Annotated in this window: 11 protein-coding genes; 4 read left to right on the forward strand and 7 right to left on the reverse strand. The window is 60.8% G+C overall.

Features of this window, described 5'->3' with window-relative positions; translation table 11 throughout:
* Positions 1 to 247: 247 nt before the first annotated feature.
* From MTP38_RS07435 to MTP38_RS07445, 3 genes are all read right to left on the reverse strand, one after another.
* Positions 248 to 1669, reverse strand: coding sequence for an AAA family ATPase (locus MTP38_RS07435; RefSeq protein ID WP_249233143.1), 1422 nt, complete (start codon positions 1667 to 1669; stop codon positions 248 to 250).
* 1351 nt (positions 1670 to 3020) lie between these two features.
* Complete coding sequence (cls, locus tag MTP38_RS07440; RefSeq protein ID WP_249233144.1) at positions 3021 to 4559, reverse strand: cardiolipin synthase; 1539 nt, start codon at positions 4557 to 4559, stop codon at positions 3021 to 3023.
* 74 nt (positions 4560 to 4633) lie between these two features.
* Positions 4634 to 5470 (reverse strand): DegV family protein, encoded by an 837-nt coding sequence (locus MTP38_RS07445; protein ID WP_249233145.1) that lies wholly within the window; start codon positions 5468 to 5470, stop codon positions 4634 to 4636.
* 140 nt (positions 5471 to 5610) lie between these two features.
* Here MTP38_RS07445 and MTP38_RS07450 point away from each other — a divergent pair, with 140 nt between their 5' ends.
* Complete coding sequence (locus tag MTP38_RS07450) at positions 5611 to 6177, forward strand: DUF1836 domain-containing protein (protein WP_249233146.1); 567 nt, start codon at positions 5611 to 5613, stop codon at positions 6175 to 6177.
* Positions 6178 to 6455: 278 nt separating this feature from the next.
* Here MTP38_RS07450 and prfB read toward each other — a convergent pair whose 3' ends face one another.
* Positions 6456 to 7577, reverse strand: a complete 1122-nt coding sequence (gene prfB, locus MTP38_RS07455) for a peptide chain release factor 2 (protein ID WP_249233147.1) — start codon at positions 7575 to 7577, stop codon at positions 6456 to 6458.
* A 363-nt stretch (positions 7578 to 7940) separates the two neighbouring features.
* Here prfB and MTP38_RS07460 point away from each other — a divergent pair, with 363 nt between their 5' ends.
* Positions 7941 to 8903, forward strand: coding sequence for an RING finger protein (locus MTP38_RS07460; RefSeq protein WP_249233148.1), 963 nt, complete (start codon positions 7941 to 7943; stop codon positions 8901 to 8903).
* 43 nt (positions 8904 to 8946) lie between these two features.
* Positions 8947 to 9822, forward strand: a complete 876-nt coding sequence (locus MTP38_RS07465; RefSeq protein ID WP_227620736.1) for a UTP--glucose-1-phosphate uridylyltransferase — start codon at positions 8947 to 8949, stop codon at positions 9820 to 9822.
* Positions 9823 to 10277: 455 nt separating this feature from the next.
* Here MTP38_RS07465 and rpsR read toward each other — a convergent pair whose 3' ends face one another.
* Genes rpsR through rpsF form a run of 3 tightly spaced genes read right to left on the reverse strand, consistent with a single transcriptional unit; the run spans position 10278 to position 11383 of the window.
* Positions 10278 to 10535 carry a 30S ribosomal protein S18 gene (gene rpsR, locus MTP38_RS07470; protein WP_227620735.1) on the reverse strand — a complete coding sequence of 86 codons (258 nt, stop codon included), beginning with the start codon at positions 10533 to 10535 and terminating at the stop codon, positions 10278 to 10280.
* A gap of 47 nt (positions 10536 to 10582) precedes the next feature.
* Positions 10583 to 11068, reverse strand: coding sequence for a single-stranded DNA-binding protein (locus MTP38_RS07475; protein WP_227620734.1), 486 nt, complete (start codon positions 11066 to 11068; stop codon positions 10583 to 10585).
* A 30-nt stretch (positions 11069 to 11098) separates the two neighbouring features.
* Positions 11099 to 11383 carry a 30S ribosomal protein S6 gene (rpsF, locus tag MTP38_RS07480; protein ID WP_015563883.1) on the reverse strand — a complete coding sequence of 95 codons (285 nt, stop codon included), beginning with the start codon at positions 11381 to 11383 and terminating at the stop codon, positions 11099 to 11101.
* A 376-nt stretch (positions 11384 to 11759) separates the two neighbouring features.
* Between rpsF and MTP38_RS07485 the strand changes: the two genes are divergently transcribed.
* Positions 11760 to 12923 (forward strand): cation:proton antiporter, encoded by a 1164-nt coding sequence (locus tag MTP38_RS07485; protein WP_249233149.1) that lies wholly within the window; start codon positions 11760 to 11762, stop codon positions 12921 to 12923.
* Positions 12924 to 13280 lie beyond the last annotated feature (357 nt).

A 13280-nucleotide genomic window follows, 5' to 3' on the forward strand; every position in this document is an offset into this window, starting at 1 on the left:
GGGGAGCTGTCACCGAAGGTGACTGAGAGGTTGTACGAAGGACAGCCTGACCGTGAGCCGCTGCGGAATCGCCACCCCCGAGCCACGCAGGTTATCTGGCCAAGTTTCAAAATATCAGCGTACCAACGCCGTAAAACGAACTTGGTCATGCTGGCCAACTTCAAGCCCAAAGACCAAGTTGGAATTTGGTCAGCAAAAGCAACTTGGCCACGTTGGCCAACATCAAAAATATTACTTATATACGTTATTATATTGGAACTTGGTCATCTAATTTACAACAGTATGATGAGGAAGAATACCACGAGTTCGTTCCATCCTTTTGTCGGATGACTCGTTTGACCACTTCGCCGCTCTTCACCAGCTCACCATAAGCACGATTGTAGGTCTTCTCGCTGCACCCCGTCTCCCTGACCACCTCGGCCCGGAGCTGGGTGTTGGGCATACTGCCCAGCTTTGCCTCGGCCAGCACGTCGAGGATGGCTTGGGCGGTGTCGGCCTTGGTCTGGGCGACGCGGACGCGGCGCTCCTCCACAAAGTCGGCGTCCTTCTTGTCGGTGCGGCTGTCAAAGACGGCCACCGCCGTGGTCACGCCCTCCACCTGCGTCTGCTCGATGTGGAGCAGGGCCGTGCGGGCCGGGGCGGCGTAGCTGCTCTTCTCGTGGCTGAGGTAGAGCTGGCCGCTGTTCTTGTCCCGGCCCATCATGAGGACGCTGCGGGCGATGTCCCAGATGTCCGAGCTGTCGGCGAGGCGGGCGCGGCCCGAGACGTTGGAGCGCTTGTTGGTGTGCATGGCGATGAGGGCTGCGCAGCCCAGCCGCGCGCAGAGGGCCTTGAGGGGCAGCAGGGCGGCCCGCATCTGGTTGCGGCTGACCATCTCCACCCCCGCAGGCAGAAAGCTCTGGAGCGGGTCGATGAGGACGAGGGCGGGGGCGGCGCTCTCGATGTACTTGGCGAAGCTCTTGTCCGGGATGCACAGGGGGTTGCCGGTGCGGGAGAAGTAGGCGTCGCTGGTCTGTACCATCACCCGGCTCATGTCGGCCCCCGCCGCCATCAGGCGGGCTTTGAGCACCTTGGAGGGGTCGTCCTCCCCGGCGAAGATGAGCACCCGGCCGGTCTGTCCGGGGGGCTGGGGGAAGAAGCCGGAGGTCTTTCCCGCCGTGACGTAGGCCACCAGCTGGGCCTGCCAGATGCCCTTTCCGGTGCCGCCGTCGGCCCCCAGCAGGGACACCTCGCCCTGCGGCAGCAGCCCCTCCACCAGCCAGCTCACGTCCCGGACGGGGATGTCGTCGAGGCACTTTGGGATGTAGAGGAAGGGCGAAGAGAGGCGGCGGCGGCGCGCCCGCTCCCGGGCGGCCTCGGCCTTTTCGCGGTAGGCGGCGTAGTCCTCGCCGATGCGGCTCTGGAACGCCTCGCGGCCCGCGGCCTCCGCCTCGGCCCGGCTCGTGGTCATCCAGTGCTCGACTTTGAAGGTGAGGCCCTGCCAGAAGCCCAGCTCCTTGGCCCGCGCCTCCACCAGCTGGGGGCGGAAGCAGACGTCCTCGGGGCAGTTCTGCCCCACGAACCAGTAGGTCAGCGGGGAGAACAGCTCCTCCTCGGTGCGCACCGTGCCGAGGTAGGCCACGAAGTCCTCGTAGCTGCCCGGGGCGCGCTCGGTCTTTTTTTCCTGCATAGAATTGCTCCTTTCGTGTTGTTTCGTTGCTCCAATTATAACTACGAAAGGTTGTGTCGTCAAGGAAAGCTTTCCGCGCTTTTTTGCACGGAAAAGTGGGGATGCGGGGTTCGTTCGTGTTCCTTTTCGTCGAAAAGTGTGTTATACTGGTCTTGCGGTTCACCCCGTAATCCTTTACGGGAGGGGGTGAAACAATGGACTATCTTATTACACTTTTAGTATCTGTCGCAGCAGATGTTGTGTCTCACTTCATTTGCAAATGGCTTGACAAGTACGACAAGAACCGCAAAGCCTAAAAAGGAAAGCCCCCTTGGAGTTGCAGCTCCGAGGGGGCTTTTCCATTGGGGGTGAAGCCAATGGACTATCTTTACACTTTCTGTTTTTATTATATGCGATTCCCCGCAAAAGTCAAGCGCTGTGCAGAAACTTTACAGAGCTGACCGGTTTGCCAAAGGCTCCCCCTTTGGGGGAGCTGGCGAGCGGAGCGAGACTGAGAGGGCAAGGATGCTGACGGAGAATCATAAGCGCGGCGATAGTATCGCTCTGACGGAGGGCCTGCTTATCGCTGCGCGGCGGCTCTCGGGAGACGGGCTAGCCCTCTCCGTCATTGCTTCGCAATGCCACCTCTCCCATAGGGAGAGGCTTTCGCCCGCGGGCAGGCGGAATGTGTTCGTTTGTGTTCCTTTTCGTCGAAAAGTGTGCTATAATAAGCCTGCGGCCTTGCCCGCCGACATTGTTCGGAAGGGAGGTGAAGGCAGTGATCCATATTCTCACGATTTTGGAGTCGGTCATAGCAAATGTGATCTCCCATTACATTTGCAAGTGGCTTGACCGGCTCGACAAGGACCGCAAGCCCGACTAAGCGGAAAGCCCCCTTGGAGTTGCAGCTCCTTGGGGGCTTTTCATTTGGTGAAGTCAGTGGAACTTCTCACGATTCCACTTTTATTATATGCCCTTCCCCGCAAAAGTCAAGCGCTGTGCGGAAAGTTTACAGAGCCGACCGGCAGACCTCGCCGCAATGCGCCCGTTTCTGTTCCTTTTCGTCGAAAAGTGTGTTATACTGGTCTTGCGGCCTTGCCCGCCGACATTGTTCGGAAGGGAGGTGTTGCCCAATGGCGTATATTTCCACATTTATCCTGTCCGTCGCAGCGAATGTAGCGTCTTACTACATCTGCAAGTGGCTTGACGGATGGCTGAAGGGCCGCAAGCACTAAAAAGGACCCCCTTTCGGAGATTGCCGCTCCGAGAGGGGGTCTTTTCTTTTGGTGTTGCCTGATGACGTATTTATTTCCACATCCGTCATCTTTAGTATATGCGATTCTCCGCAAAAGTCAAGCGCTGCACAGAAACTTTACATCAGCGGACTCAGCAGCCGCAGCACGGTATCCAGCAGCGTGCCCGGGAGGGAGGTGCGGCAGTCGGCCAGATGCACCTCGCGGCAGGCGGGCAGGGTGCGGAGGACGTCGTCCCGGAGGACGGCGATCTGGCTGTTGTAGAGCAGCAGCGCCCCGCACTCGAAGTGGAGGTAGAGGCTGCGGTAGTCCATGTTGATGCTGCCCACTACGGCGGCGCGGTCGTCGCTGACGTAGCACTTGGCGTGGAGGAAGCCGGGGCTGAACTCGTAGATGCGCACCCCGGCCCGCAGCAGGGGCAGATAGTACGACCGGGTGAGCCGGTAGACCAGCTTCTTGTCCGGGATGCCGGGCAGCACCAGCCGGACGTCCACCCCCCGCTTGGCCGCCGACTTGAGGGCCTCCAGCATGGTCTCCCCCACCGCGAAATAGGGGGTGTAGATATAGACGTACCGCTGGGCCTGATGGATGATATTCAGATAGACCGTCTCGGCCAGCGCCTCCTCGTCGAGGGGGCTGTCGCCGTAGGGCTGCACCACTCCGTCCGACCGGTCGGGCAGGGCCTCGGGCCGGGGCGCGAAGGGGGTGTAGTCCGTCTCGCTGGGGCGGAAGGCGTTCCAGTGCTCGAGGAACATCACCGTAAAGTTCCACACCGCCGCGCCCTCGGTGCGCAGGGCCGCGTCCTTCCAGTAGCCGAACCGCTCCTCGGCGTTGATATACTCGTCCGCGAGGTTGATGCCCCCGGTGTAGGCCACGCTGCCGTCCACCACCACGATCTTCCGGTGGTCGCGGTGGTTCATGACCAGCGACACCAGCGGCACCACGGGGTTGAAGGGGATGCACCGGATGTGCGCCCGCTCCATCCGCACCACGAAGTCCGACGGCAGGCCCAAGAGGCTGCCGAAATCGTCGTAGATGAGCCGGACGTCCACCCCCTCGGCGGCCTTGCGGACGAGGATGTCCTCCACCCCGCCCCACATCCTGCCGGTGCGGACGATGAAGAACTCAAGGAAGATGAACCGCTCCGCCCTCTCGAGGTCGGCCAGAAGGTCGGGGTACATCTCCTCGCCGCAGGGGTAGTATTTCGCCGTGGTGTCCTTCCATGCGGGGTAAGGGCCGTAGTCGGCGATATAGCGGCACAGCCCCCGGCTGGCGGGGTCGAGGGCCTCGGTCTGGCCCGGCTGCTGGGCGAGGTCGGCGGTGTGCTGGCGCTCCACCGCCTGCATCCGCTGGCGCATCCGCTTGGCAGGGGCCTTGTTGCCGAAGGCCAGATAGAGCGCCCCGCCCAGCAGGGGCATCAGCCCGATGAGGACGAGCCAGATGATCTTGTAGTCGCTGTTCTCGTCCTTCCGCACGAGGTAGAGGGTGATGAAGAGGCTGAGGACGTTCAGCCCCGCATTCACCCACACCTTTCCGGCCGTGAGGGAGAAGAAGGCCCAGAGCAGCCAGCCGATCTGTAGCAAAACAAGGGCCACTGTGACCATGGCCCTGTTGATGACACGATTGAAGAACCGGACGACCGGCAGCCGAAAGAACATCTGCGCCTCCCCTGCTGCCCTGCGGCAGCATTTTTATGGGAATAGTATAGCGCAGCGGATGGAATAATTCAAGCTCAGGCGTCTGCGTCCTCGAAGCCCACCATGAGACCGCCCAGCTCGGCGTAGTAGCTGCACAGGCCGCCGCACTCGGTCACGCGCACCTGCGCCCCCTCAAAGACCGCCTTTACCATATGCATCAGGCGCTCGGCGGCGGCGGGGTTGCCGCAGTGGGCGATGACCACCTTGCCGTGGGCGTAGCCGTGGCCCTTCAGCTCCAGCACGAGGCGCTCCAGTGCGCCGTGCTCGCCCCGGGTCTTGCACAAAACGTCCAGCTCGCCCACATCGCTGGCCTTGCCGATGACCCGGATGTTGAGCATCCGCGCCACAGCGGCCACGGCGGGCTTCACCCGGCCATTGCGGGCCAGATTTGCCAGCGATTCCAGCGAGAAGAGCAGGTGGGTGTGGCGGCGGTAGCGCAGCATCTCCTCGCAGACGTCGTCAAAGGCCATCCCCTCGGCCAGCAGGTCGCGGATGTGCTCGGCCAGCAGCACCAGCTCCGGCCCTGCGGAGAGGCTGTCCAGCACAAAGACCTGTGCCCCCGGGTGCTCGGCCTGATACTCCTCGGCGGCCAGCTGGGCGGCGTTGCAGCTGCCCGACAGGGTGCCGGTGATGGTGATGGCGTAGATCTCGTCCGCGCCCTCGTAGGCCTCCAGCCAGTCGCCGATGTTGGGGCAGGAGGTGCTGGTCTTGCCCTTGTAGGTCCGCAGGGTGGTCGCCATCTCCACGGCGTCCAGCGTGCCATCGTCGAGATATTCCCGCTCGTCGGTCACGATCTTGAGGGGGACGGCGGCAAAATCCACGCCGTCCAGCTGATACAGGCTGGCAGAAGAGTCCACAACGATTCGTTTCATCTCATCTATCTCCATTCCGGCGGGTGTCCGCCGCATTTTTTACGTTCGATGAGTCCACTATATCAGCTTTTCAAAACCCTGTCAAGTGATTTGCAAAATTCTTTACAAGGCTTTCATAAACGGTTGACCCGGAGGTGAAAATGCGCTATACTACCAGCATGGATCAGGAAATGAAACGACGTGTCACGGCCTGCGCCGCCGGCTTCAGCCTCCCGCGCTATCGGGAGCTGCCCGCCGTGGGCCTCTATCTCGACCAGAGCGTACAGCTGGTCAACAGCTGCTTCCGGGGCTTCCCCGGGGTGGAGCTTACCCCCTCGATGGTGAGCAATTATGTCAAGAAAGGAGTCATCTCCCACCCCGTCAAAAAGAAGTATTCCCGCGAGCAGCTGGCCGCTCTCCTCTACATCGTGCTGTCCAAGAACGTCCTCTCGCTGGAAAACATCGAGATGCTGTTCCGGATGCAGCGCGCCCACTGCACCGCCGCCGAGGCCTACGACTCCTTCTGCGACGAGGTGGAGAACTGCCTGCCCTTCATCTTCGGGGCCAGCTCCTCCATCCGCGACCTCGACCCCGACGCCAACGACGAAAAACGGCTGCTGCGAGGCACCATCGTCGCGGCGGTGAATAAAATGTACCTCGACTGCTGCTTCGTCGCCATGCGGCAGGAGCAGGCCCTCTGGCCGGGGATACTGGGGGATCTGGAATAGCCCTCTCCGGCTCACGGTCAAGCTGTCCTTCGTACAACCTCTCAGGCGCTCCGCGCCAGCTCCCCTAGTAGGGGAGCCTCTGGCGAAGAGGCGAAACTTTCCGGTATGCCAAGGCCTCCCCTCGATAGGGGAGGTGGCAATGCGAAGCATTGACGGAGAGGTTATCTTCGCTCCGGCTCACGGTCAGCCGTGACGGAGAGGTTATTCAGCAAAAAAGCACCCACCCTCCCGTTTCACGGGAAAGGATGGGTGCTTCTGTTTTATCCAGTCCTTAGACCTTATGCATCCTGCAGCTCCCCACGGCTGGCGGCCTTGAGGTAGGCGAAGATGAAGCCGTCGAGGTCGCCGTCCATGACAGCGTCCACGTTGCCGGTCTCGTAGTTGGTGCGGTGGTCCTTGACCATGGTGTAGGGCATGAAGACGTAGGAGCGGATCTGGTGGCCCCATGCGATCTCGTTCTGGACGCCCTTGATGTCGTCGATCTTGTCCATATGCTGCTGCTTGGCGATCTGGTAGAGCTTTGCCTTCAGCATCTCCATGGCGTAGTCGCGGTTCTGGAACTGGCTGCGCTGGGTCTGGCAGCTGACCACGATGCCGGTGGGCTTATGGATGAGTCGGACGGCGGAGGAGGTCTTGTTGATGTGCTGGCCGCCTGCGCCGGAGGAGCGGTAGACCTGCATCTCGATGTCCTCGGGGCGGATGTCCACCTGAATGGTGTTGTCCAGCTCGGGCATGACCTCCAGCGAGGCAAAGCTGGTCTGACGGCGGGCGTTGGCGTCGAAGGGCGAGACGCGCACCAGACGGTGGACGCCGTTCTCGCTCTTGAGCAGGCCGTAGGCGTTGGCGCCCTTGACCATCATGGAGGCGCTCTTCATGCCGGCCTCGTCGCCGTCCTGATAGTCCAGCACCTCCACGGTCATGCCGTGGGCCTGCGCCCACTTGTTGTACATCCGGTAGAGCATCTCGGCCCAGTCCTGCGCCTCGGTGCCGCCGGTACCGGCGTGGAAGGTCAGGATGGCGTTGCTGTGGTCGTACTCGCCGTTCAGCATGGTCATCAGCTGCAGCTCGTCCACCGCCTTGCCCACTGCGTTGACGGCCTCCTCGGCCTCGGGCACCATCTCGGGGTCGTACTCCTCGTCCAGCATGACCAGCATGGTCTCGGCGTCGTCGTAGAGGCCCTGCAGCTTCTCGAAGCGGTTCAGCTTGCCCTTCAGGTCGCCGACCTCGTCGAAGACTTTCTTGCTCAGCTCCGCGTCGTCGTAGAAGCCGGGGCGGGACATGGTGTGCTCCAGCTCCTGCACGCGCTTGCGGGAGGCGTCGATGGCCAGCGCCTCTTCCAGGTCTTTCACAGCCTTGCCGTAGTCGGCCAGCTGCACTTTCAGTTCGTCCGTGGTGATCATCGTTTTATTCCTCTCGTCTCAAACTCTAGGATAACCTCTCCGTCACGGCTTCGCCGTGCCACCTCCCCTACCGAGGGGAGGCCTTGGCATTTCGTAAAGCCTCACCTCTTCGCCAGAGGCTCCCCTACTAGGGGAGCTGGCGCGGAGCGTCTGAGAGGTTGTACGAAGGACAGCCTGACCGAGCACACGGTTATTCCCAAAAGATACAGTTTATACACAGATACTTCATTAGTATACCCAGAATCCATGATAAAGTAAAGAGGAAAAAATGCCATCGTGCTGGAAATTTGAAGATTTCTGGCTTTTCTTTTCTCTCTTTTGAGTGTATAATACTGATAACTACCATAATCATTGGAGGATGTTATGCCAAAATACTATGGCTGTCCGTGTGAGGGCTGCGGCGAGCCGCTCACCCTTCAGGATGACATCGTGGTCTGCCCCGACTGCGGCGCGCCCTATCACCGCACCTGCTACGAGAAGCTGGGCCAGTGCATCCACCGCCCCGCCCATGCCGCCGGTTACGAGTGGAAGTTCCCCTACGAGGAGAGCCAGCTCCGCACCTGCCCGGCCTGCGGCGAGCGCACCCTGCGGGATGCAGAAAAATGCCGCTGCTGCGGCGCAGTGCTCCCCCCCGAGGAGCAGGAGCCGTCCCCTGTCTCCGACACCACGGAGGACAGCTTCGACTACTCCCGGATGTACCGCCAGTTCGGCGGCGCAGCCGACCCCGAGAAGGAGTTCTTCGAGGAGGCCTTCGGCAAAGAGGCCCGGATGGACGGCATCGCCCGGCAGGACTGGCTGGACTACATCGGCCCCGCCGCCCCCGCCTATCTGGCGGCCTACAGCCGGATGCAGCTGCAAAAGAGCAAGATCTCCATGAGCTTCTCGGCGCTGCTGTTCGGGCCGTTCTATTTCTTCTACCGCAAGGCGTGGAAGCCGGCCTTCGGCTTCCTTGCCGCCGAAATGCTGCTGGCGGCCCCCACCTTCATCGAGATGCTCCAGCTCTCGGGCAGCAGCTTCGCCCCGGCCCTCAGCGCCTCGGCCCTGACGGTCCTTGCCCGGGTCTGCTCCCTTCTCAGCTTCCTGCTGATGCTGGTGCGGGGGATGTACGGCAAATGGCTCTACCGCCGCAGCGCGGCCAGCCGCATCCGCCGCATCCAGTCCGAGTTCCCCGACGCCCGCCAGCGGCAGGCTGTCCTCCGCGCACAGGGCGGCGTCAGCTTCGGGGCGGTCTTTCTCTGCATCCTGCTCCTGACCGTCGGCGGCAGCCTCTTTACCCTGCTGCTCGGCCCCGACCTGCAGGCCCTGTTCAACGCTTTTTACGGCTGATCGCACCCAGCCGTAAGACGATTATAGTGAAGGAGTTTGAATCATGAAAAAAGTCACCAAGGCAGTCATCCCCGCTGCGGGCCTCGGCACCCGCGTCCTGCCCGCCACCAAGGCCATGCCCAAGGGGATGCTCCCCCTCGTGGACAAGCCCGCCATCCAGTATCTGGTGGAGGAGGCCGTCCGCTCCGGCATCACCGACATCCTCATCATCGTGAGCCGGAATCAAGGCATCATTCAGGACCACTTCGACCGCAGCCCCGAGCTGGAAGCAAAGCTGGCCGTCCCCGGCAAGGAGAAGATGCTGGAGGAGTGCCTCGGCATCTCGAATCTGGCCAACATCTTCTTCGTCCGCCAGCACCAGACCCTCGGCCTCGGCCACGCCGTCAGCATGGCCAAGCCCTTCACCGGCGACGACCCCTTCGTGGTCATCTACGGTGACGACGTCATCTGGGGCGAGGACCCGGTCTGCGCCCAGCTCATCCGCGCCTACGAGGAGTTCGGCCGCCCGGTCGCGGGCGTGTCTGCCGTGCCATGGGCCGACGTGAGCCGCTATTGCAGCCTCAAGACCACCCCCATCCACGACAACTACTTCTTCGTGGACGACATGATCGAGAAGCCCAAGAAGGGGCAGGAGTTCAGCAACTACTCCATCCTTGGCCGCGTCCTGCTGACGCCCGAGATCTACGACATCCTCGCCCAGACCAAGCCCGGCGCAGGCGGCGAGATCCAGCTGACCGACGCCATGGCCGAGTATGCCCGCAGCCACGGCGGCATGACGGCGGTGGAGTTCACCGGCAAGCACTACGACATGGGCAACAAGCTCAAGGTCGTGGAGGCGCAGGTGGAGCTGGCCCTGCAGCACCCCGAGATCGGTGAGGCCTTCCGCGCCTACCTGAAGGAGTTCTGCAAGACGCTGTAAGCGACCAAAGAAAGCGAAAGCGTCCGGCATCTCACACGAGGTGCCGGGCGCTTTTTTGCTGTATCTTTTTGTCATATCGTATGTTATAATAGTCTTGCGGTCTGACTCCGCCCATTTTATTGGGAAGGGGGTGAGGCGAAATGGATATTCTTATTACCTTTATGCTGTCCGTCGCAGCGAATGTAGCATCTTACTACATCTGCAAGTGGCTTGACGGATGGTTCTCGGGCCGTAAGCACTAACAAAAGAAGGACCCCCTTGGAGGAACCAGCTCCGAGGGGGTTCTTTCTTCTTTGTGAGACGAAATGGATCGCTCTACAATTACCTTTACATCTTTATTATATGCGATTCTGCGGAAAAGTCAAGCCGCCCCGCAAAAAAAGCGCCCCTGCCTTGTCATCGGCGGGGGCGCTTTGCTGATCGCTGATTATTTTGATTGGGTTGATAAGTTCAGATTAGTCGCTGACGTAGGGCATCAGGGCAACGTGACGAGCACGCTTGATGGCCACGGTCAGGGCGCGCTGATGGAAAGCGCAGGTGCCGGTCACACGGCGGGGAATGATCTTTGCACGCTCAGAAACGTACTTACGCAGACGGGGCACGTCCTTGTAATCGATGGTGTCGATGCGATCGACACAGAAGCTGCAAACCTTCTTGCGGCCGCGGCGGATGGGGCGCGCGGGGCGAGAGCCTTCGGTTCTTTCAAAAGCCATTGCTTATTACCTCCTGTTGGATTTTTACGGTTCACACCGGTTCGGGATCAGAACGGCAGATCGTCGCTGTCGTCGATGACGGCGAAGTCGTCTGCGTTTCCGGCGGAGTAGCTGGGAGCTGCCTCCACAGCAGCCGGGCGGGCAGGCGCTGCGTTCTGGTAGGACGGCGCAGCATTCTGATAGCTGCTGCCGCCCTGATTGCTGCCATTCGAGTTCTTGGGGCCTGCAAAGCTGATGTTGTTTGCCACGACCTCCACAGCCGTGCGGTTGTTCCCGTTCTTGTCCTGATACTGGCGGGTCTGGAGACTGCCTTCGATGGCGATCAGACTGCCCTTCTGGAAATACTTGGAGACGAACTCTGCCTGCTGGCGCCATGCGACGATGTCGATGAAATCGGCCTGACGCTGCTCGCCCTGACGGGCAAAGTTGCGGTCGCACGCAATGCGGAAGCTGCACACATTGGTGCCGTTCTGGGTGGTGCGAAGCTCGGGATCCGCCACGAGGCGGCCCATGATCGCTACAACATTCAACATAATACGGACTCCTTTTTCGTCACGAAAAGATTACTCCTCGTGGGCAACGATCAGGCTGCGCATAACGCCCTCAGTGATCTTGTACACACGGTCAAGCTCAGCGGGGAAGCTGGGATCGGCGGTGAAGTTGATCACGGTGTAGACGCCCTCCTCCTCATCGTTGATGGGGTAGGCCAGACGGCGCTTGCCCCACTCATCGATGGAATCGATGGTACCGTTTGCCTCGATCAGGGACTTGAACTTGCCGATGAGGGCGGAAGAAGCCTCCTCGTCGAGAGCAGCGCTGGTAATCAGCATGGTTTCGTACTTTGCCATTTTGTAGCACCTCCTTTTGGACTTAAGGGCCTCAAGGTTATGAGGCCAAGGGTACACAGACCGCGCGGCGTCGCGCAGGCTGTGCGGCGTGTCTGTTCAGACAGCAACTTATTATAGCAAGCCCAGCGAAAATTGTCAAGCTTTTCTGCGCGATTTTTTTCGCATTCCGCCCTGCCATTCTCTTTATGGTTTCCCGGTATGCCTGTCATATCTTCTTTACATGGTATTCTTGGCCGTTTCTGAGGCGGTTTTCCTTTACATTCCGGCAAGAGGAGGACTATAATAAAAAGCGTTCTTCTCCCCTTCCGCCCGCCTGCGCGGGGCAGGGCCTCTTCGGGGAGCGGGACGATTGCTAACGTCAAAGGAAGGATCATCTATGTATTCCATCTTCAGGAACCTCGCCATCATCCTCATCAGCGCCAAGTTCTTTGCGCTGCTGGCCCGCAAATGCCGGGCACCGCAGGTGGTGGGCGAGATCATCGCGGGCCTCGTCATCGGCCCCTGTCTGCTGAATCTCGTCCAGCCCAGCGACTCCATCGCCATCTTCGCCGAGATCGGCGTCGTGCTGCTGATGTTCAACACCGGCCTCGGCACCAACCTGCAGGAGCTGATGCGGGCTGGCCCCATCGCCACCCTCATCGCCTGCGTGGGCGTGGCGGTGCCTCTGGCGGGCGGCACCCTGCTCTACAGCCTCTTCTACGGCTTTGCGGCGGTGGGCAGCACCGAGTTCTACCGTGCCCTCTTCATCGGTACCATCATGACGGCCACCAGCGTCTCCATCACCGTGGCCACCCTGCAGGAGCTGGGCAAGCTCAAGAGCTTCCTCGGCACCACCATCGTCAGCGCCGCCGTCATTGATGACGTCATCGGCATCGTGGTGCTCACCTGCGTGCTGGGTGCCAGCGGCGGCTCGGACACCAGCCTCGTGGAGGTGCTGATGGACACCATCCTCTTCTTCGCGGCCGCCATCGTCATTGGCCTCATCATCCACAAGGCCATGCTCTGGCTGGACCATCGCAACCCCCACACCCAGCGCATCACCATCGTCAGCCTTGCCTTCTGCTTTGCGATGGCCTACATCGCCGAGCAGTATTTCGGCATCGCCGACATCACGGGCGCTTACATCGCGGGCATCGTGCTCTGCTCCCTTGAGGATGCGTCCTACATCGAGCGCCGGGTGGACATCAGCAGCTACACCCTCTTCTCCCCCGTCTTCTTCGCCAGCATCGGCCTCAAGACCGACATCAGCGGCCTCACCCCCACCATCCTGCTCTTCAGCGTCTGCTTCGTGGTGGTGGCCCTCATCACCAAGATCATCGGCTGCGGCCTTGCCGCGAAAGTCTGCCGCTTCAGCTGGCCGGACTCCCTCAAGGTGGGCGTCGGCATGATGACCCGCGGCGAGGTGGCCCTCATCGTGGCCCAGAAGGGCCTCGGCGTGGGGGTGGTGGACTCCGTCTTCTTCACGGCAGTCATCCTCCTCATCGTCGTCTCCTCCATCATCACCCCTCTGGTGCTGAAGGGGTTGTTTGCGAAGGGTTAAGCCGCCGCAGGAGGAAAGCCTCTCCCTTTGGGAGAGGTGTCACCGAAGGTGACGGAGAGGGCAAGCCCGTCTTCCAAGAGCATCTACACAGCGATACGCACCGGCTTTTGTCAGAGCGATGCTATCGCTGTGTTTTTGTTTTTCTGTAACGACCTTGCCCTCTCAGTCTCGCTCCGCTCGCCAGCTCCCCCAAAGGGGGAGCCACTGGCGTGTCGGGCCGCTTTCCGCTGACTGCTGAAAGCCCAATATGGCATAAAATATAGTGCCCTGCCACAGAGATTCACAACAGCTTGACAAAGTTCTCTTGTCTAGAAGCTGCTGCCCTCTGTAGCAGGGCACTACTGTTTACGATAAAAT

Origin of the sequence: Faecalibacterium sp. I3-3-89, assembly GCF_023347275.1 — a bacterium.
In the GTDB taxonomy this organism is placed as follows: Bacteria; Bacillota; Clostridia; order Oscillospirales; family Ruminococcaceae; genus Faecalibacterium; species Faecalibacterium butyricigenerans.

Excerpts from the sequence above, each read along its gene's own strand:
- MTP38_RS07435 (WP_249233143.1), bottom strand. The coding sequence starts at position 1,669 with ATGCAGGAAAAAAAGACCGAGCGCGCCCCGGGCAGCTACGAGGACTTC.
- cls (WP_249233144.1), bottom strand. The coding sequence starts at position 4,559 with ATGTTCTTTCGGCTGCCGGTCGTCCGGTTCTTCAATCGTGTCATCAAC.
- MTP38_RS07445 (WP_249233145.1), bottom strand. The coding sequence starts at position 5,470 with ATGAAACGAATCGTTGTGGACTCTTCTGCCAGCCTGTATCAGCTGGAC.
- MTP38_RS07450 (WP_249233146.1), top strand. The coding sequence starts at position 5,611 with ATGCGCTATACTACCAGCATGGATCAGGAAATGAAACGACGTGTCACG.
- prfB (WP_249233147.1), bottom strand. The coding sequence starts at position 7,577 with ATGATCACCACGGACGAACTGAAAGTGCAGCTGGCCGACTACGGCAAG.
- MTP38_RS07460 (WP_249233148.1), top strand. The coding sequence starts at position 7,941 with ATGCCAAAATACTATGGCTGTCCGTGTGAGGGCTGCGGCGAGCCGCTC.
- MTP38_RS07465 (WP_227620736.1), top strand. The coding sequence starts at position 8,947 with ATGAAAAAAGTCACCAAGGCAGTCATCCCCGCTGCGGGCCTCGGCACC.
- rpsR (WP_227620735.1), bottom strand. The coding sequence starts at position 10,535 with ATGGCTTTTGAAAGAACCGAAGGCTCTCGCCCCGCGCGCCCCATCCGC.
- MTP38_RS07475 (WP_227620734.1), bottom strand. The coding sequence starts at position 11,068 with ATGTTGAATGTTGTAGCGATCATGGGCCGCCTCGTGGCGGATCCCGAG.
- rpsF (WP_015563883.1), bottom strand. The coding sequence starts at position 11,383 with ATGGCAAAGTACGAAACCATGCTGATTACCAGCGCTGCTCTCGACGAG.
- MTP38_RS07485 (WP_249233149.1), top strand. The coding sequence starts at position 11,760 with ATGTATTCCATCTTCAGGAACCTCGCCATCATCCTCATCAGCGCCAAG.